Annotated in this window: 20 protein-coding genes; 13 read left to right on the forward strand and 7 right to left on the reverse strand. The window is 71.4% G+C overall.

The genetic code is table 11. The annotated features are described in order from the left end of the window. Window positions 1-59: 59 nt before the first annotated feature. Both C8K30_RS03175 and C8K30_RS31770 read left to right on the forward strand, forming a co-directional pair. Window positions 60-458, forward strand: coding sequence for a DUF4345 domain-containing protein (locus tag C8K30_RS03175; RefSeq protein WP_108491398.1), 399 nt, complete (start codon window positions 60-62; stop codon window positions 456-458). 200 nt (window positions 459-658) lie between these two features. Then, window positions 659-874 (forward strand): HAD hydrolase family protein, encoded by a 216-nt coding sequence (locus C8K30_RS31770; protein WP_369939341.1) that lies wholly within the window; start codon window positions 659-661, stop codon window positions 872-874. A gap of 19 nt (window positions 875-893) precedes the next feature. On the opposite strand, the gene C8K30_RS03185 is transcribed toward C8K30_RS31770, so the two are convergent. After that, window positions 894-1,286, reverse strand: a complete 393-nt coding sequence (locus tag C8K30_RS03185; RefSeq protein WP_146197311.1) for a hypothetical protein — start codon at window positions 1,284-1,286, stop codon at window positions 894-896. Window positions 1,287-1,943: 657 nt separating this feature from the next. Here C8K30_RS03185 and C8K30_RS03190 point away from each other — a divergent pair. Beyond that, a complete protein-coding gene (locus tag C8K30_RS03190; RefSeq protein ID WP_108491400.1) occupies window positions 1,944-2,378 on the forward strand; it encodes a VOC family protein in 435 nt (144 codons plus the stop codon). A gap of 39 nt (window positions 2,379-2,417) precedes the next feature. Here the strand turns inward: C8K30_RS03190 and C8K30_RS03195 are convergent, their stop codons facing one another. Continuing rightward, window positions 2,418-2,759, reverse strand: coding sequence for a nuclear transport factor 2 family protein (locus C8K30_RS03195; protein WP_108491401.1), 342 nt, complete (start codon window positions 2,757-2,759; stop codon window positions 2,418-2,420). 235 nt (window positions 2,760-2,994) lie between these two features. Between C8K30_RS03195 and C8K30_RS03200 the strand changes: the two genes are divergently transcribed. The 6 genes from C8K30_RS03200 (at window position 2,995) to epsC (ending at window position 9,103) form a co-directional block, all read left to right on the forward strand. Continuing rightward, window positions 2,995-3,774, forward strand: a complete 780-nt coding sequence (locus C8K30_RS03200; RefSeq protein WP_199230317.1) for a lytic polysaccharide monooxygenase — start codon at window positions 2,995-2,997, stop codon at window positions 3,772-3,774. 138 nt (window positions 3,775-3,912) lie between these two features. Further along, window positions 3,913-4,533, forward strand: coding sequence for a TetR/AcrR family transcriptional regulator (locus C8K30_RS03205; RefSeq protein WP_108491402.1), 621 nt, complete (start codon window positions 3,913-3,915; stop codon window positions 4,531-4,533). Next, window positions 4,530-5,447 carry an ABC transporter ATP-binding protein gene (locus tag C8K30_RS03210; RefSeq protein ID WP_108491403.1) on the forward strand — a complete coding sequence of 306 codons (918 nt, stop codon included), beginning with the start codon at window positions 4,530-4,532 and terminating at the stop codon, window positions 5,445-5,447. Before C8K30_RS03205 ends, C8K30_RS03210 begins: the two co-directional genes overlap by 4 nt. Then, complete coding sequence (locus tag C8K30_RS03215) at window positions 5,444-7,090, forward strand: ABC transporter permease (RefSeq protein ID WP_108491404.1); 1,647 nt, start codon at window positions 5,444-5,446, stop codon at window positions 7,088-7,090. Before C8K30_RS03210 ends, C8K30_RS03215 begins: the two co-directional genes overlap by 4 nt. A gap of 481 nt (window positions 7,091-7,571) precedes the next feature. Beyond that, window positions 7,572-8,507, forward strand: a complete 936-nt coding sequence (cysK, locus tag C8K30_RS03220; protein ID WP_108491405.1) for a cysteine synthase A — start codon at window positions 7,572-7,574, stop codon at window positions 8,505-8,507. Continuing rightward, complete coding sequence (epsC, locus tag C8K30_RS03225) at window positions 8,507-9,103, forward strand: serine O-acetyltransferase EpsC (protein WP_108491406.1); 597 nt, start codon at window positions 8,507-8,509, stop codon at window positions 9,101-9,103. Before cysK ends, epsC begins: the two co-directional genes overlap by 1 nt. Before the next feature lie 74 nt (window positions 9,104-9,177). On the opposite strand, the gene C8K30_RS03230 is transcribed toward epsC, so the two are convergent. Beyond that, window positions 9,178-9,570 (reverse strand): MmcQ/YjbR family DNA-binding protein, encoded by a 393-nt coding sequence (locus C8K30_RS03230; protein WP_108491407.1) that lies wholly within the window; start codon window positions 9,568-9,570, stop codon window positions 9,178-9,180. 112 nt (window positions 9,571-9,682) lie between these two features. Between C8K30_RS03230 and C8K30_RS30900 the strand changes: the two genes are divergently transcribed. The 3 genes from C8K30_RS30900 to C8K30_RS03245 all read left to right on the forward strand — a co-directional run bounded on the left by C8K30_RS30900 (window position 9,683) and on the right by C8K30_RS03245 (window position 11,768). After that, complete coding sequence (locus tag C8K30_RS30900; protein WP_199230318.1) at window positions 9,683-10,054, forward strand: hypothetical protein; 372 nt, start codon at window positions 9,683-9,685, stop codon at window positions 10,052-10,054. Next, window positions 10,051-10,476: a type II toxin-antitoxin system VapC family toxin gene (locus C8K30_RS03240; RefSeq protein WP_108491408.1), complete on the forward strand. Its 426-nt coding sequence runs from the start codon at window positions 10,051-10,053 to the stop codon at window positions 10,474-10,476. Before C8K30_RS30900 ends, C8K30_RS03240 begins: the two co-directional genes overlap by 4 nt. Before the next feature lie 179 nt (window positions 10,477-10,655). Then, a complete protein-coding gene (locus tag C8K30_RS03245) occupies window positions 10,656-11,768 on the forward strand; it encodes an LLM class F420-dependent oxidoreductase (RefSeq protein WP_108491409.1) in 1,113 nt (370 codons plus the stop codon). Between the two features lie 82 nt (window positions 11,769-11,850). Here the strand turns inward: C8K30_RS03245 and C8K30_RS03250 are convergent, their stop codons facing one another. After that, window positions 11,851-13,563 carry a bifunctional UDP-sugar hydrolase/5'-nucleotidase gene (locus C8K30_RS03250; protein WP_108491410.1) on the reverse strand — a complete coding sequence of 571 codons (1,713 nt, stop codon included), beginning with the start codon at window positions 13,561-13,563 and terminating at the stop codon, window positions 11,851-11,853. Window positions 13,564-13,671: 108 nt separating this feature from the next. Continuing rightward, on the reverse strand, window positions 13,672-14,085 hold the full coding sequence (locus C8K30_RS03255) for an MGMT family protein (protein ID WP_255415697.1): 414 nt from the start codon (window positions 14,083-14,085) through the stop codon (window positions 13,672-13,674). A 74-nt stretch (window positions 14,086-14,159) separates the two neighbouring features. Between C8K30_RS03255 and eis the strand changes: the two genes are divergently transcribed. Further along, a complete protein-coding gene (gene eis / locus C8K30_RS03260) occupies window positions 14,160-15,476 on the forward strand; it encodes an enhanced intracellular survival protein Eis (protein ID WP_108491412.1) in 1,317 nt (438 codons plus the stop codon). A gap of 37 nt (window positions 15,477-15,513) precedes the next feature. On the opposite strand, the gene C8K30_RS03265 is transcribed toward eis, so the two are convergent. Together C8K30_RS03265 and C8K30_RS03270 are read right to left on the reverse strand one after the other, a co-directional pair. Next, the gene (locus C8K30_RS03265; RefSeq protein WP_108491413.1) at window positions 15,514-16,536 is read right to left on the reverse strand and encodes an Fpg/Nei family DNA glycosylase; all 1,023 of its coding nucleotides are present in this window, start codon (window positions 16,534-16,536) and stop codon (window positions 15,514-15,516) included. Further along, the gene (locus C8K30_RS03270; RefSeq protein ID WP_108491414.1) at window positions 16,529-16,981 is read right to left on the reverse strand and encodes a ribose-5-phosphate isomerase; all 453 of its coding nucleotides are present in this window, start codon (window positions 16,979-16,981) and stop codon (window positions 16,529-16,531) included. The genes C8K30_RS03265 and C8K30_RS03270 overlap by 8 nt, the downstream gene beginning before the upstream one ends. Window positions 16,982-17,018: the final 37 nt, after the last annotated feature.

The following is a 17,018-nucleotide window of genomic DNA, read 5'->3' on the forward strand; positions in this document are numbered from 1 at the left end:
GCCGCGCCCCTCGGAGCCGAAATCAGGGGCGAACCGGACACCCGTGCCAGACTGCCCGCATGGGTCGTCGGACACTGATAGTGGTCATAGCGGTGCTCGGCGCCGTGCCCGTGCTGAGCGGGCTCCTCGGGATCGTGGGCGGGCCGGGCGCACTGCCCGGTGGTGAAGCGGTGAACTCCACCGTTGACGGCGAGTACCGGTTCATCAACGTGTTCTGGCTCGCCGCAGGACTGCTCATCTGGTGGAGCTTGCGCCGGCCTGAGCAGCGGGCCGACGTGACGCGCGTGATCCTCGCGATCGCGTCGCTCGGCGCCATCCCCCGGCTCATCTCCGTCGCTGTCACGGGTTGGCCGCACCCGGTGTTCATCGGGGCGCTCGTGCTTGAGCTGGTCGTCGTGCCGCTCGTGATCTGGTGGCATGTGCGGACGATCCCGAATTCCTCTACCGCATCGCGCTGAGAGACAGCGCCCCGGAACCTTCGTCGACGGCGGAAAGGGAGCAGGAAGCCAGTCAGCTCGCGGAAATCCTCATCGACCGCGACCCGCACGCTTTTCGGGAGTCGGACACGTGGTGGTCGATCGCACTGGAGAAGATCCGGGAGGCATCCGCTCCCGCCGTGTAGTGCCTGGCGTAGGACCAATGACGCATCTGGTGGAGCCTGCGCCGGCCCGAACAGCGGGTCGACGTAACGCGGGTACGCAGAAGATCGAGGACCTCAGAGGCGACTGCGCTGGAGAGTGTTCGCAGGGAGCTCGGCGTCGAGGACCGTGACACGGCGGCGATCAAGGACTCGGAGAAGGACATCGGGATGCTGAACTGGGCTGCCGACGGATTCGCGGTGCACCCGCATCACGGCGTTGGCCCTCAACCCTGACGGGCACGAGCCGCTTCCTTCATGCCACGCTTTCGATCCGGTTCTTCCGGCGCACCACTTCGGGCGCTATACCAAGATCTCGGAGCGCCCGTTCAAGATCCGCGCGTACGTCCGGCTTCCACTTCATCGCGTACAAGGGGACGATCCGCACTGATCTCTCGCCGTCGTCAACCCAAAGTTCCTCACGCTCGAACGTCTGATTCACGGACTGCACGCGGAATTCCGTGCTCACGACTGAGACGGCACCGGGAACTCGACGCACCCTCCAGCGCGGTCTGGCGTCACCGACACCCCACACCTCGACATTGTTACGTCGAACCGCGAGCACCATGAGCCCCCGGTTTGGCTTTACCCAGTCGTCCCCGGACGCGCCGTAGCTGCGCGCCAGACCGGCCATGTTCTTGCCGATCACGCCAGGCACCAGGCGGGCCCGAGGGCGGCGACGTCTGACGTTCGAAACCATCATGTTGAACCGACGTCGATGCACTGCGGATACCACCGGGAGAGCCAGGCCTACCAGGACCAGGGACAAGGTGAGGACGACAAGGGCTGCCGTACGTGACTCAAACCGCATGGCGGCCATGACGAGGCCCCCGAACCCGAGAACCATCAAGACGAGACCCCGGAGTTTCGTCCGGCGTTTCGTACGGTCGCTACGTCCTTGCCGTTCCACGTGGCGAACCTAGTGCACGAGCGCCACGCCACAGCCTCCGGGGCTCGGACTTCACCCGTTGCTCGTCACCCGCCGACCTCATCGGTTTCCCGAGAGCGCGAAACCCGAGCGCCACGTCCGTCCGAACGGGTCTCGGGTCCACTTCTCAGGGCTATTGCCCCTCACTCCACCAACAGTACTATTTCCCGCCCAGAGCAAAGTTTCTTGGGGTGCCGCCCAGCGACCGTCGGTTCCCAGCCGACGCGTGAGCTGCTCGTGCTGGCCGCCCGGCATCCGAGCCCGGACCCGGACAACGCCCAGCGAGTGACCGAGATACTCGCGGTTCTCCTGGCCGACGGCAGCTGGGCCCGGAAATAAGCTGGCGAGACCGACGGCACGCGCCAGTAGGGTGACCAAATGGCGTCCGTCAAACACTTCCAGGTCACGTTCGACTGCGCAGAACCCGAGCGTGTAGCTCGTTTCTGGTGCGAGATCTTGGGGTACGTCGTACCGCCGCCGCCGGAGGAGTTCGCCACCTGGGAGGACTACAACCTCTCGCTGCCGCCCGAGGACCGGAGTGCGTGGTCCGCCTGCGTCGATCCCACGGGCGCGGGTCCGCGGCTGTACTTCCAGCGCGTTCCCGAGGGCAAGGTCGTCAAGAATCGGGTGCACCTCGACGTGCGAGTCGGCACCGGGCTCGTGGGTGCGGAGCGCCTCGCCACACTCGAGGCCGAGGCGGCACGACTGATCGCGCTCGGCGCGACACACGTGCTGACGCAGTATGCCGACGGGGAGAACGAGTCGTGCATCACGCTGCAGGACATCGAGGGCAACGAGTTCTGCGTCGACTGACGGGCTGCGGACGCGTCGGGCGTGGATACGCGCCCCGCGTCAGCTGAGCACCAGGCTCGCGACCTTCCCGTCACGCAGCTGGACCTTGAACGGCCCGGTCCCGTTGAACCGGTTGCTGGTCACCTTGATGGTGACGGTGTACTCGTCGGGCGCGGCCCCGGGCTCCACCGCGACCAGGTCGAAGTGGCTCTGCATCCCGATGTTGTCGGTCTTGTCCCAGCTCCGGATCCCGTCCGGGCCGTGGAACTCACGCCCCCAGTCGTTCAGGTACGCGTCGTCGGTGAACACCGCGACGAATCGCTCCGTGTCACCCGCGTTGGTGGCGTCGATGAACTCCTGGATCGCGGCGGGAACTGCGGCGGGCGGATCGGTGACGGCCATGCGGAACCTCCAAGGCACTCGGTTTCCTCGACCATAAGCGCGTTCCACCCCGCGAAACAGGACCTGACGATCCCTCCGTCGGCGCGTGTCGCGCCGTCAGCCCGGACGAACGACAGCGGCCAGGCCCTAATCGTTTCAGCGGGTAGTTTCGCCCGCCCCACCTCCGGACAGTGGTTCCTGCACGCGTCGTGGCGGGCTCCGCCAGGCGCACCCGCCCGAGCACCTGGAGGAACCCATGTCCATCCGAGCGCACAAGCGCAGTCTCACGCTGGCCGTCACCATGGCCCTGGTCGCGCCGTTCGCCATGGTCGCAGCCGTCACCGCGGACACCATCACGGCGGCCCCCGCCGCCGCTCACGGCTCGGTGACCGACCCGCCCACCCGCAACTACGGCTGCTTCGAGCGCTGGGGCAGCGACCACCTGAACCCTGAGATGGCCGAGCTCGACCCGATGTGCTGGGGCGCGTGGCAGGCCGACCCCAACGCCATGTGGAACTGGAACGGCCTGTACCGGGAGAACGTCGGCGGCAACCACGAGGCGGTCATCCCGAACGGGCAGCTCTGCTCGGGCGGCCGCACCCAGTCGCCGCGCTACGACTACCTGGACACCCCGGGTGAGTGGGTCGCCAAGGACGTCTCCCAGCAGTTCCACCTCACCCTGACCGACCAGGCGCGGCACGGCGCCGACTACCTGCGCATCTACGTCTCCAAGGCGGGCTTCGACCCGATGACGGAGGCGCTCGGCTGGGACGACCTGGACCTCGTCAAGGAGACGGACCCCTACCCCTCGCAGGGCACGTACGAGACCGACGTCGACCTGTCCGGCCGCAGCGGTCGCGCCGTCCTGTACACGATCTGGCAGGCCTCCCACCTCGACCAGCCGTACTACCTGTGCTCGGACATCAACATCGGCGGCGCGGCGGCCGAGTCCGGCCCAGCCGAGTCCGGCCCGGCCGTCCGCACGGCCGGGACGACGGCGGCCGCCACCGGTCGCCTCGGCCAGTTCGCGGCCTGACAGCAGGCAGCCCAAGAGCACCACAACCGGCCCGTCGGCCTCGGTCCTTCGATGGACCGGGGCCGACGTGGCGTCTGACGTCTCTCGATCCTGCTGTACGCCTGTACAGCATGCTGTACGTATGTATAGGCTGCTCGTGTGCCACATTCCGACGACCTCACAGCCCGCGCCCGCATCCGTGACGCCGCACTCGCCGAGTTCGGTACACAGGGCATCGCCGGCGCCACGATCCGCGGCATCGCCAAGCGCGCGGGCGTCTCGCCCGCGCTGGTCCAGCACCACTTCGGTACCAAGGAGGGGCTCCGGGCCGCGTGCGACGACCACGTCCTGGAGTACTACCGCTCAACGACCGAGACCGCCTTCGAGCGCGGCCACATCAGCGACTCCTCGTTCCTGGCGAAGATCTACGACTCGTCGCAGCCCGTCCTGGACTACCTCGCGCGGGCGCTCGTCGACGGCACGCCCGCGGCCGCGACCGTCTTCGACGAGATGGTGAACCTCACCGAGCGCTACTTCGCGGACCGCCCCGGCCTGGCCGACGCACGGACCCGCGCCATCGTCTACACGAGCATGCGGCTGGGCGGGCTCGTGCTGCACCAGCACGTGGCCCGGCTGCTGGACGTCGAGTCGATCACCGACGCCGGTCCCCAGCTCGGCCGCGCGACGCTCGACGTCGTCTCGCCCGACATCCTGCCCGACGGCGTCGCCGACCAGATCCGTAAGGCCCTGGACAACTACGAGAAGGAAGAAGACCGATGACCGCAACCACCGGCAGCCCCGTCGTCGAGATCAGCGGGCTGGTCAAGACCTTCGGCTCCACGAGGGCCCTGGACGGCCTGGACCTTCAGGTCGGCCAGGGCGAGGTGCACGGCTTCCTCGGACCGAACGGTGCCGGCAAGACCACCACCATCCGGGTACTGCTCGGGCTGCTCCGCGCGACGGCGGGCGAGGTCCGGCTCTTCGGTCGCGACCCCTGGTCCGACGCCACCGAGCTGCACCGGCGGTTCGCCTACGTCCCTGGCGACGTCACTCTCTGGCCCAACCTCACCGGGGGCGAGGTGATCGACCTGCTCGGCCGCACACGCGGCGGACAGGACAAGGACCGCCGCGACGAGCTGGTCGAGCGCTTCGGGCTGGACACCGGCAAGCGCTGCCGCACCTACTCCAAGGGCAACCGGCAGAAGGTGGCGCTCGTGGCCGCGCTGGCCTCGGACGTCGAGCTCCTGATCCTCGACGAGCCCACCTCGGGCCTGGACCCGCTGATGGAGGCGACGTTCGGCGCCGAGATCGCGCGCGAGCGCGACCGCGGGCGCACCGTGCTCCTGTCGAGCCACATCCTGTCCGAGGTGGAGACCCTCTGCGACCGGGTCAGCATCGTCCGCGCAGGACGGACCGTGGGGTCCGCGCCGCTCTCGGAGCTGCGGGCCGTGCGACGCACTGTCGTGACGGCCGAGCTGGCGGCCCCCGCGCCCGGCCTCGACCTGCTTCCCGGCGTCCACGACCTGGAGGTGGACGGCCCGAACATCACCTGCCGCGTCGACGCCGAGCACCTCGACGCGCTCCTGCGCGTGCTCGTCGGGTCAGGGGTGCGCAGCCTGACCAGCAGACCGCCGTCGCTGGAGGAGCTGTTCCTCGCGCACTACCGCCAGGCACCCGCCGAGGCCGCGCTGTGACGCGGCAAGGCGCCGACGGCGCGGTGCTCAGCAGCACCGGACCGCTCTCGGCCACTGGGCTGCCCGCGGCCACCGGACCGCTCACCGGCCTCGGCGAGCTCGCCCGCCTGATCCTGCGCCGCGACCGGTTCCTCCTGGCGACCTGGCTGGTGGTCATGGCGCTGCTCGCCCTCGGTCTGGCCTCCGGCGGGATCGCCGCCTACCCGACGTCGGCCGACCGGGTCGCCCTGATCGGAGAGGTCGCGGCCAACCCGGCCCTCCTCGCCATGCGCGGACCGGTCTTCGCGCCGACCCCCGGCGCGCTCGCTGCCCAGGGGTTCGTCACGAGCGGGGTGCTGTTCAACGGCCTGGTGAGCCTGCTGCTGATCATCCGGCACACGCGGGCGGACGAGCAGGCCGGGCGCCGGGAGCTGCTCGGCTCGGCGGTCGTGGGCCGGCAGACCCCGCTCGCCGCCGCGCTGGCGATCGTGGGCGCCGCCAACCTCGGGGTCGCGGCGCTGGTCGCGCTCAGCCTGATGGTCACGGGACTGCCCGCGGGCGGTTCCGCGGCCCTCGGCCTGGCACTCGCGGCCGGCGGGATCGTGTTCGCCGCGGTCGCCGCGATCGCGGCGCAAGTGGCCGAAGGAGCCGCCGGGGCAAGGACGCTCGCGCTGGTCGTGCTCGCGGCGGCGCTCGTCGTCGCCGGCGCGGGAGAGCTGTCCGGGTCCGGGCTCGTGTGGTGGTCCCCGTTCGGCTGGGCCCGGCACCTGCGATCCTTCGCGGGCGAGCAGTGGTGGGTGTTCGCACTGTTCGCCGGGCTCGTCGCGCTCCTGACGTGGGCCGCCTTCGCGCTCTCGGCGCGCCGCGACCTCGGCGCCGGCCTGGTGCCCGCCCGGCTGGGCCCGACCGTCGCGGGAGCGTCGTTGCGCAGCCCGATCGCGCTGGCCTGGCGCGTGCACCGCGGGGCCGTGCTCGGCTGGACCGTCGGGTTCGCGCTGCTCGGGGCGGCGCTCGGCGCGGCGATGAGCTCCATCGGCGGCCTGCTCGACACCCCGGCCTACCGGGAGCTCGTCGCGACGGCCGGCGACGGCGACGTGGCCGACGCGTTCTTCCGCCTCGTGCTCTACGTGCTGGCCCAGATCGTCGCCGCCTCCGCCGTGGCCTCGGCTCTGCAGGTGCGCACGCAGGAGACGTCCGGGCTCGCGGACCTGCTGCTGAGCGGTCCGGTGGACCGCATCCGCTGGGCCGCGGGCCACCTGGTACTGACAGCGGCCGGCGCGGCGCTCGTGCTCACCGGCCTCGGGCTGGGCGCCGGGCTTGGCTACGGCAGGCCGCTGGAGGTGCTCGGGACGACGCTGGCCTACCTCCCCGCCTGCCTGGTCTTCGCCGGGATCGCGGTGGCACTGACGGGCTGGGCGCCGCGGCTCGCGGCGCCCGTCACGTGGTCGGTGCTCGGGCTGGCGGTCGCCCTCGACTTTCTCGGGGAGTTCCGGCTGGCGGACGTCGCGGTGCTGCAGCGCATCTCGCCCTTCGCCGCGACGTCGGTGCCGCTGACCACCGGATCCGGCCTCGCGGTGTCCGTGGCCGTGCTGGTCGTGATCGTCGCCGGGCTGACCGGCGTCGGGCTGCTCGGGCTCCGCCGTCGCGACCTGGACGCCGCATAGCGCCACCCGGGCCACGCCACCCGGGCGTGGTCCGGTGGCGAGGCTCGGGTGGCGGTATCCATCAACATGATCGATACCTGAGACAGATCTTGTCTCACAGTGCCTGCCCGCGTAATCTGCACGTGGCGAGCCCGACCGCCCGCCACGGAACACGCAGCCGCGCGGCCATTCGGCCGCCCCACGCAGGGAGGACGTCTTGAGCACCGTGCGCTCCGCACTCCCCACCTCTGCCCGCCCGGTCTCGACGCGTCGAATGTGCGCAACCGGCTGCTGCCCCCGAGGCTGTCTGTAGAGCGTCCGCTCGCGCCCGGCCACCCGGCTCTGCCCGCGGTGGCCCAGGCGTCAGCGTGACGCTCCGGCCCCGACCCAGCCCCAGACGCTCCACGCCAGTCCCGAGGCGCGCATCCGCACGACCCGGGCGCCGACGTCGGACACGCACGACTCAAGCCAGCCAGACCCGCCACACAGCGAAGGAAGAACAATGGCCCGCATCTACGACGACGCGACCAAGCTCATCGGCAACACGCCACTCGTCAAGCTCAACCGTCTGACCGAGGGCCTCGAGGCGACGGTTCTCGGGAAGCTCGAGTTCTACAACCCGGCCAACTCCGTGAAGGACCGCATCGGCGTGTCCATCATCGACGCCGCCGAGGCGTCCGGTGAGCTCAAGGAGGGCGGCACCATCGTCGAGGGCACCTCCGGCAACACGGGCATCGCCCTCGCCTGGGTGGGCGCGGCCCGCGGCTACAAGGTGGTCCTCGCGATGCCGGAGACCATGTCCAAGGAGCGCCGCGCGCTGCTGCGCGCGTACGGCGCAGAGCTCGTGCTCACGCCGGGCTCCGAAGGCATGAAGGGCGCGGTGGCCGCAGCCGAGAAGATCGCCCAGGAGCGCCCCGGCGCAATCCTGGCCCGCCAGTTCGCCAACGAGGCCAACCCGGCGATCCACCGCAAGACCACCGCCGAGGAGATCTGGGCCGACACGGACGGCAACGTCGACATCCTGGTCGCCGGCATCGGCACGGGCGGCACCATCACCGGCGTCGGTCAGGTGCTCAAGGAGCGGAACTCCAACATCAAGGTCATCGCGGTCGAGCCCGAGGAGTCGCCCATCCTCAACGGCGGCGCCCCCGGCCCGCACAAGATCCAGGGCATCGGCGCCAACTTCGTGCCGGAGATCCTCGACACCAAGGTGTACGACGAGGTCATCGACGTCAACCTCGCCACCGCCATCGACGCCGCACGGCGTTCGGCGAAGGAGGAGGGCCTGCTGGTCGGCACCTCGTCGGGTGCCGCGCTCGCGGCGGCCCTGGAGGTCGCGAAGCGCCCGGAGAACGCCGGCAAGACGATCGTCGTGATCATCCCCGACTTCGGCGAGCGCTACCTGTCCACGCCGCTGTTCGAGGGCCTGGTCGACTGATGGCGAGGGCGCGCGGGCTGTTCAGGGTCCTCGCCGAGGACCTGGACGCGGCGCGCGCCCACGACCCCGCCGCGCGGTCCCGCCTGGAGGTCGCGCTCGCCTACCCGGGCGTGCACGCCCTCTGGGCGCACCGTGCGGCACACCGCCTGTGGCAGGTCTCGTCCCTTCGCCTGCCCGCGCGGCTGCTCTCGCAGTTCGCGCGGGCGGTGACCGGGATCGAGATCCACCCGGCCGCCCGGCTGGGGAAGCGGATGTTCATCGACCACGGCATGGGCGTGGTGATCGGCGAGACCGCGGTGGTGGGCGACGACGTCATGCTCTACCACGGCGTCACGCTGGGCGGCCGGTCGCTCAACCGGGGCAAGCGCCACCCGACCCTCGGCGACCGCGTCACCGTCGGCGCCGGCGCGAAGGTGCTGGGCCCCGTCTGGATCGGCGACGACGCGCAGATCGGCGCCAACGCCGTCGTCGTGAAGGACGTTCCCGCGGGGGCCGTCGCGGTGGGCATCCCCGCGCGGATCCGGGTGCCGAAGGCGCCCGTCGCGGAGCGGTCCCGCAACGAGGACCCGTCGGAGCTCATCGAGTACTCGATCTGACGCTGGCGCTGACCCCTGGAAGGTCGCCCGGGCGCACCACCGGAGGGAAGGCCCGCCAGACGGACCGCCGGCCGTCAGCCCAGCTCGTCCGCGTGCCGCTCCGCGAGGTCCGACGGCGCCTTGGCCAGCCAGGCGTCCACGAGGGCCTCGCGCAGGTCGGCGTCGCTGACGACGTCGAGCTGGACCAGCACCGCGGGAAAACCGTTGAAGTGCGGGATGGTGAAATACCCCGGGCGCGCCTCGGCCAGGACCGCCTCCTTGTCCCCGAGGTCATCGACCATCACGCCCAGGATGGGACCCGCCGGGACCGGCTCGTCGCCGAAGCGCTTGATGTCGGCCTTGCTGAACGGGCGCTCCCACGCGAAGCTCTTCCCCGCCACGGACCACGCGCGGTGGCGCCAGCTCATGCCCTCGGTGGTCTCGGGCAGCGCGAGGGCGAGGCGGGCGACGTCGTCGTAGGTGGCCACCCCTCCACGGTAGTCCCTTCGCGTTCGACGAGCGGAGACACCACTGCACGACTAGAGTTTTGCTGTCTAGTCATCCAGGCTATACGTGCGGAACGTTACTCATGGAGTGCATATGGCAGCAATGCTCATGGAGATGCCGGAAATGGTGGAAAGCGAGGATCTCGACTTCGGTAGGATCAGCGGTAGGATCGGGTTCATGGCCGAGAAGATGGGCAAGTACTCGATCACGATGCCGCGCAGTCTCGCCGAGGCCGCGCGCGAGGTCAGTGGCGACGCGGGTCTGTCCGCCTACATCGCGGGTGCAGTCGAAGTACGGGTGCGGCACGACAAGCTCGGGATGTTCCTCGCGGAGTACGAGGAACTGCACGGCCCGATCAGCGAGGAACGCATAGCAGCGGCCGAAGCAGCAATCCGTCGCGCTGACGCCGAGCAGGCTGAGCGTGCGCGAGCGAGCGCGGCGCGCCAGACAGGGGGTGCAGCATGAGCCGTTCGAAGAAGCCGAAGCCAACCCCGCTTCGCGGCACGTTTGTCCTGGACAGTGAGGGGCTCTCGAAGGCGGTGGCCCACGATGACGCAGTGGTTGACCTCCTCGCCACTGCCCATCGGCACGGCATTCCTGTCGTCATCAGTTCTGCGACGCTTGTCGAGGCCACGCATCCGAAGATCAGCCGCAAGGCCTTGGACTGGCGTCTCTCCATGCTGTCGATCGAGCCTGTGACCGAGCAGGTTGCCCAGGACGCGACCGAGCTGCTGACCGGCGCCGGCAAGCACGGCCACAGTCACGCGATCGACGCCATGGTGTGCGCGACGGCGGTCGCCTCGCCCAAGCCGGTCCGCGTGCTGACGTCCGACCCGGACGACATCACCGACCTGGCGGGCGACCACGTCTCCGTCATCCCCGTCTGATCGACCGCGTGTTCGGCGAAGTGTCAGGTGATCGGCAGGCCGAGCTACCGATCACCTGACACTTCGCCGTTCACGCAGCGGGGCGCTCGGTGCGCGGCGAGGGGCGGGCGGCACAACCGATAGGGTGTGGGCAGTACCTGGGACGTGGCGTCCCAGATAAGACACGACGAGGTGACTCCATGCGCATCGGATTCCAGACCGGTTACTGGTCCCGCAGGCCCCCGAAGGGCATCCAGCAGTTCATCGTGGCCGCCGACCGGCTCGGCCTCGACTCGGTCTGGACCGCGGAGGCCTACGGGTCCGACGCCTTCTCACCGTTGGCCTGGTGGGGGTCCCGCACCAGGAACGTGCGGCTGGGTACGGGCATCGCCCAGCTGTCCGCCCGCACGCCGACGGCGACCGCCATGCAGGCGCTCACGATGGACCACCTGTCCAAGGGCCGGTTCGTGCTCGGGCTCGGCGCCTCGGGCCCGCAGGTCGTCGAGGGCTGGTACGGCCAGCCGTACAAGCGGCCGCTGGCCCGCACGCGCGAATACGTCGACATCGTGCGGCAGGTGATGCGCCGCGAGGCGCCGGTGACCCACGACGGCTCGTTCTACCAGCTGCCGCTGGCCGCCGACGCTCCCGGGTCGATGGGGCTGGGCAAGGCGCTCAAGTCGACGGTGCACCCGTTCCGGCCCGAGATCCCGATCATCCTGGCCGCGCAGGGGCCCAAGAACGTCGCGCTCGCCGCCGAGATCGCCGACGGCTGGATGGCCGGCTTCTACGCGCCCCGCATGGACGACGAGTTCCGCGCGCTGCTCGCCGAGGGCTTCGACGTCCGCTCCGCGGAGCGTTCGGCGGCTGACGGGTTCGAGGTGTGCGCCACGGTCCCCGTCGTGGTGCGGGACGACGTCGAGGCCGCCGCCGACGTCATCCGGCCCCACATCGCGCTGTACGCGGGCGGGATGGGTGCCAAGGAGGCGAACTTCCACAAGCAGTCGCTCGACCGGCTCGGCTACAAGGAGCCGCTCGACAAGGTGCAGGAGCTGTACCTCGCGGGGCGCAAGGAGGAGGCCGCCGCGGCCGTCCCGACGCAGCTCGTCGAGGAGATCGCGCTGGTCGGACCGGCCGACAAGATCCGCCGCGAGCTCCCCACCTGGGAGAACACCGCGATCACGACGATGCTCGTGCAGGGCGACCCGGCCTCGATGCTGGCACTCCTGTCAGCATCGCAGGACAGCTCGCTCGGCGGGCGGGTCCGTTCGACGACGGGCGCGCTCCTCTCGAAGATCGCCCCGACCAAGGTCTGACGCCGGCGCCCGTTGAGTGCTGGGTACTTGCTGGACCACCAGCCGTCCCCCCAACAGGTACCCAGCACTCAACGAGGGCGGGTCACGGGAGGACCGTGATGCGGCCCTCCGTCGTGATGTCGATCGTGCCCAGGGCTCGGGCGTGGTCCGCGATCACCTCGGCGTCGACCGGGGCGTCCCCGATCGGCACCAGCACCTCGGCGTCGGCGAACCCGCTGACGCCGTCGCCGCCCCCGATCACGTAGTTCGTGGCGGCGACCGTGTAGGTCGCGTCCGGGTCGAGCGGCTGCCCGCCCACGCTGACGTCGCTCACCCGCGAGCCGACGGCGGCGGTCGGCGAGTAGGCGTACGCCATGCCGGAGACCTGCGGGAAGCCGCCGCCGGCGTCCGCCACGCGCGAGACGGCGTCCTCCAGCGACCGCAGCAGGCCGGCGCCCGTGACGCGCACGTTCATGACCCGGTTGCTGAACGGGGCGATCGAGTAGGCGTCGCGCAGCGTGAAGTCCGGCCCCGGCGCCTCGGCGCGCAGGCCGCCGCCGTTCACCCAGCCGACGTCCGCCTGGTGCTGCTCGCGGAACGCGTCCGCGACGAAGTTCCCCAGCGCGGTCTCCTCGGACCGGCTGGCCTGGGTCGGGTCGAGGAGCGGGGTCCGCATGCCGGCCAGGACCTCGGAGAGCCGCTCGTCCATCTCGGCCGCGTACCGCTCCTCGACCTCGCGCAGCTCCGGGTCGGGCGTGACCGTGTGGTCCACCTCGACCACCGACGGCCGCACCCGGTACTCGGGGCGGTGCCCGCCGCGCGCCGTGCCGTGCTCCGCGACGGGCGCCTTGCCGCGCTCCTCGCTGATGTCCAGGCGGATCAGCGACCCGATGTTCCCCTCGGACGCCATGAGCGGCACGTCGCCCTCGTACTCGATCACCGACTCGTACTCGGCCATCTCCTCACCGAACACGGCGTCCAGCTCCGGCACGGCGCGCACCAGCTCGTGGTTCTCGTCCATCGGGTACTGCGTCACGGCCACGACGACGTCCACCCTGGCGTGCGCCTTCAGGTCGGCGACGGCGGCGCGGGTCGCCTCGACCGGGTCCGTCTCGATGAGGTCCCCGGCGGCCGACGTCGTCTCGATGGCATCGGTGAGGCCCACGAATCCGACGCGGACCCTGCCCACCCGCTGCACCGCCCAGGTGCCGCCCTCCACGAAAGGCGACCCGTCGGTTTCGGTCAGGTTGGACGTGATCCACGGGAAGTCGGACGCCGCGACCAGCTCGCGCGTGTGATCCACCCCGAAGTCGAAGTCGTGCTGGCCGAAGTTCGCCAGGTCCACGCCGACCTCGTTGAGCGCGTCGACCATCGGCACACCCTGGTAGAGGCCGCCGAACAGGGTGCCGCCGGCGAGGTCCCCGCCGAAGACGACGGACGTGGCCGGGTTCCGCCTCTCGACCGTGCGCACCGCCGTGGCCAGCCGCGCAACGCCGCCCCGGTCCTCGCCCCCGGTCAGGACCGGGCCGATCTCGTGCGCGTCGTGGAAGTACAGGAGGGTCGCGGCGGGCTTGGCGTGTCGGGACGCGGGCATGGCGGGCTGCTCGGCCGCGGGCGCCTCGGCTGCGGGCAGCTCGGTCCCAGGCAGCTCCGCTGCGGACACTTCGGGTACGGCCAGGTCCGCTGCTGACACCCCGGCTGCGGGCGATGCCGCGACAGGCTCGGCGGCCGCGGGCGTCAGGCCCGACGCGGCCAGCCCGGACGCGAGCACGAGCATGCCGAGAAGCCCGGCTGAGCGGGTGAGCGGGCGGTGCATGGCAGGACCTCCGACGACAGATCAGTTTCGGCTCGGCACGCTAGCCCGCGGCCGTGAACGGCGCAGCCTCCGGCGCGTGAACGGTGGGTGACTCTGCTGGCACCCACTTCAGGAGCCCGGCGGCTCGTCGTCGGGGAACCAGACCGCGCGCCGCAGGTTCACGCGGCGACCGTCCCGGGACAGCGGGCAGCCCTCCGCGCGCAGCGTGTCCAGTGCCTCGGTCAGATGCTGCTTCGGCGGTGACCCGACCGTGTTGACCACCCGCCACCACGGGACACGTGCGCCACCGTCGTCGTCGTCCGCGCCGTCGTCCGGGACGAGGTGCGCGTACCGGTCCCCCGAACCGGCCATGACGCTCCCGACCTGGCGCGGCCCACCGCGGCCGAGCCGCTCGCCGACGATCTCCGCGATCAGCCCGTACGTCATGGCGCGGCCGGACGGGATGCGCCGGACGATGTCGAGCACGGCGGCGGCGTACTCCTCGACATCGGTGAGCTGGGGTTGGGGCGGAGAGTCGGTCACGGGTGCGATCGTAGACGCGGTCACCGACATCGCCCGGCGGAATTCCGCTTGCGAGCGAGTGCGACGATCGAGCCATGGCACTTCCCCAGATCGCCCTGCCGGCGGGGTACCGCTGGCGCACGTTGACCTCCGCAGACCAGCGCCTGGTGACCGAGCTGGACACGTGGGCGTTCCCGACGGGCAACGCCCACGACGACATCGACGCCACCCCGTCGCCGCTGACCTGGGAGCGCGCGATAGCGATCGAGGCCGACGGCTCCGACGGTCTCGTCGCGATGCACGCGTCGTACCCGTTCGGGCACTTCCCCGTGCCCGGCGCCGAGCTGCCGACGGCGGGCCTGACCTGGGTGGGCGTGCATCCCCAGCACCGTCGCCGCGGCCTGCTGACCGCGATGATCGACCTGCATCTGGCCCGCAGCGCCGAACGTGGCGAGCCGCTCAGCGCCCTGTTCGCCGCCGAGGCGGCGATCTACGGCCGGTTCGGCTACGGCCACGCGGCCGACGACCTGCGCCTGGACATCCCGCGTGGCGCTCCCTTGCGGGACGTGCCGGGCGCCGAGCGGCACACGGTCCGGGTCGAGGTCGCCTCCCGCGACCGGCACGGCGAGCTCGTCGACCGCCTGCACCGCGCGGCCGGAGCCGCCCCGACGGGCGTGCCCGGCATCAACCGGCCCGGCTGGGTCACGCGCGAGACCGAGGAGCTGCAGGCCGCCCTCTGGGACGATGCCCCCGTCCACCGCGGCGGGCGCGAGTCCCGGCGCATCATGGTCGTCGAGCTGGACGGCGAACCGCGCGGCTACGTGACGTTCCGCCGCACCCTGAGCTGGGAGACCACCGGACCGCGCGGCCAGGTCAGCGCCGGCGAGGTCGTGGCGGTCGACGCCGCAGCGGCCCGCGCCCTGTGGGGCGCACTGCTCGACCTCGACCTGACGAACGAGATCAGCCCGTTCATCATCCCCGTGGACGACGTCGTCACGCAGTTCCTCGTGAACCTGCGCGCCGCCGCGCCGCGCACCCCGGACAACGTGTGGGTCCGGCTGGTCGACGTCGCCGGGGCACTCGCCGGCCGGCAGTACGCCGCCGACGTCGACGTCACGCTCGCCGTGACCGACTCCCGGCTGCCCGCGAACGCCGGGGTCTACCGGCTGCAGGCCGAGGCATTCGGGCGAGCGTCGGTGGAGCGCGTCGACCCCGAGTTCGACGCCCCCGAGCTGTCGCTCGACGTGCGCGAGCTGGGTGCCGCCTACCTCGGCGGCAAGTCGCTCGCGGCGCTGGCGGCCGCCGGACTCGTCACCGAGCATCCCCGCCCCGGACAGCGCGGGGGCGTGCTGGCCCGCGCGAGCACGGCGTTCGGCTGGCCGGTTGCGCCGGGCTCCTCCTGGGTGTTCTGACCTCGGCTGAGGAGCAGCCCGGGGGCTGGCGCGGCGATCAGGTCTGGCAGGAGCCGCACCAGAACAGGTTGCGGCCCGCCAGCTCCTTGACCAGCACCGGCGACCCGCACACCCGGCACGGCAGCCCGTCGCGGTGGTACACGTAGAAGGCCTGGTCAGAGGGCACAGCGCCCGGCGAGCCGTCGGTATTCTGCCGGGTCCGGCCCCGGTTGCCCGACGGCGGCACCGGGCCGGCCGGCCCCGGCGGTCCGGCGGCCCCCGGTGAGCGAGCACCCTCGGGCGGTCGAACCTGCCGAGACTCCCGGTCCTCCGGGCGCGTCGTGACTATCGCGCCCCGGTCGGCGCCGTCGCGCATCAGGACCACAAGGTCGTCCCAGATCGCGCGGACCGCCGCCGCGGGCACGTCGCGCCCCGGCCGCAGCGGGTCGACGCCGGCCCGGAACAGCACCTCGGCGCGGTAGATGTTCCCGACCCCCGCCACGACCGCCTGGTCCATGAGCTGCTGCCCGATCGTCACCCGCGACCGGCCGACGCGCGCCACGAAGGCGTCGGCGTCGCCGTCGTCCCGGATGGGGTCGGGACCGAGGCGCGCCTCGACCGCCGTCTTCTCCTCGGCAGTGATCACCTCGCAGGCCGTCGGGCCGGTGAGGTCGGCGACGGCGTGCGCGCCGAGCAGCCGCACGCGCACCTGCCCGCGCGGTTCGGGTACCTCCCATTCGGCGGCGACAGCCACGTGCTCGGCTCCCGACGGCGATGTCGTCTCCCGTTCACCGATACGTTTACGGGGTGCGCCGATCGCGTGCGCCACCTCGGGTGCGTCCGGCGCGCCTGCGAACGTCCACGCGCCGTACAGCCCGAGGTGCGTCCGGAGCCACAGGTCCCCCTCGAAGCCCAGGAAGAGCTGCTTGCCCCACGCCTCGCTCGCCACGAGACGCCGGCCGTCGAGCACTGCCGCGCCGTCGGCGAACCGCCCCTGCGGGCTGGTCACCCGCAGGACCTGCCCGGCGAACAGGGACGAGAACGTCCGCGCCAGGCGGTGGACGGTGTGGCCCTCAGGCACGCTTGGATTCGTAGTCGGCGAGCTGGTCGATGCGGCGCTGGTGCCGCTCGTTGCCGCTGAACGGCTCGGCCACGAAGGCCTCGACGAACGACGTCGCCTCCTCCACGGTGTGCATGCGGCCACCCACGGCGATCACGTTCGCGTTGTTGTGCTGGCGGCCCAGCGTGGCGGTCTCCAGCGACCAGGCGAGCACCGCCCGGACCCCCGTGACCTTGTTCGCGGCGATCTGCTCCCCGTTGCCCGAGCCGCCGATCACTATGCCGAGCGAACCCGGTTCGGCGACGACGGCCTCGCCGGCCGAGATGCAGAACGCGGGGTAGTCGTCCAGGGGGTCGAGCTCGTGAGCCCCGTGGTCGATCACCTCGTGCCCCGCGGTGGTCAGGTGCTGCACCAGGTGCTGCTTGAGGTCGTACCCGGCGTGGTCGGCGGCGATGTGCAGGCGCATGGATCCATCTTCCCTCATGCGTGTGGGTGGTGTTGCG

This window comes from Promicromonospora sp. AC04, from assembly GCF_003058225.1.
Lineage (GTDB): Bacteria > Actinomycetota > Actinomycetes > Actinomycetales > Cellulomonadaceae > Promicromonospora.

Excerpts from the sequence above, each read along its gene's own strand:
- C8K30_RS03175 (WP_108491398.1), top strand. The coding sequence starts at position 60 with ATGGGTCGTCGGACACTGATAGTGGTCATAGCGGTGCTCGGCGCCGTG.
- C8K30_RS03190 (WP_108491400.1), top strand. The coding sequence starts at position 1,944 with ATGGCGTCCGTCAAACACTTCCAGGTCACGTTCGACTGCGCAGAACCC.
- C8K30_RS03195 (WP_108491401.1), bottom strand. The coding sequence starts at position 2,759 with ATGGCCGTCACCGATCCGCCCGCCGCAGTTCCCGCCGCGATCCAGGAG.
- C8K30_RS03200 (WP_199230317.1), top strand. The coding sequence starts at position 2,995 with ATGTCCATCCGAGCGCACAAGCGCAGTCTCACGCTGGCCGTCACCATG.
- C8K30_RS03210 (WP_108491403.1), top strand. The coding sequence starts at position 4,530 with ATGACCGCAACCACCGGCAGCCCCGTCGTCGAGATCAGCGGGCTGGTC.
- cysK (WP_108491405.1), top strand. The coding sequence starts at position 7,572 with ATGGCCCGCATCTACGACGACGCGACCAAGCTCATCGGCAACACGCCA.
- epsC (WP_108491406.1), top strand. The coding sequence starts at position 8,507 with ATGGCGAGGGCGCGCGGGCTGTTCAGGGTCCTCGCCGAGGACCTGGAC.
- C8K30_RS30900 (WP_199230318.1), top strand. The coding sequence starts at position 9,683 with ATGGCAGCAATGCTCATGGAGATGCCGGAAATGGTGGAAAGCGAGGAT.
- C8K30_RS03240 (WP_108491408.1), top strand. The coding sequence starts at position 10,051 with ATGAGCCGTTCGAAGAAGCCGAAGCCAACCCCGCTTCGCGGCACGTTT.
- C8K30_RS03245 (WP_108491409.1), top strand. The coding sequence starts at position 10,656 with ATGCGCATCGGATTCCAGACCGGTTACTGGTCCCGCAGGCCCCCGAAG.
- C8K30_RS03250 (WP_108491410.1), bottom strand. The coding sequence starts at position 13,563 with ATGCACCGCCCGCTCACCCGCTCAGCCGGGCTTCTCGGCATGCTCGTG.
- eis (WP_108491412.1), top strand. The coding sequence starts at position 14,160 with ATGGCACTTCCCCAGATCGCCCTGCCGGCGGGGTACCGCTGGCGCACG.
- C8K30_RS03270 (WP_108491414.1), bottom strand. The coding sequence starts at position 16,981 with ATGCGCCTGCACATCGCCGCCGACCACGCCGGGTACGACCTCAAGCAG.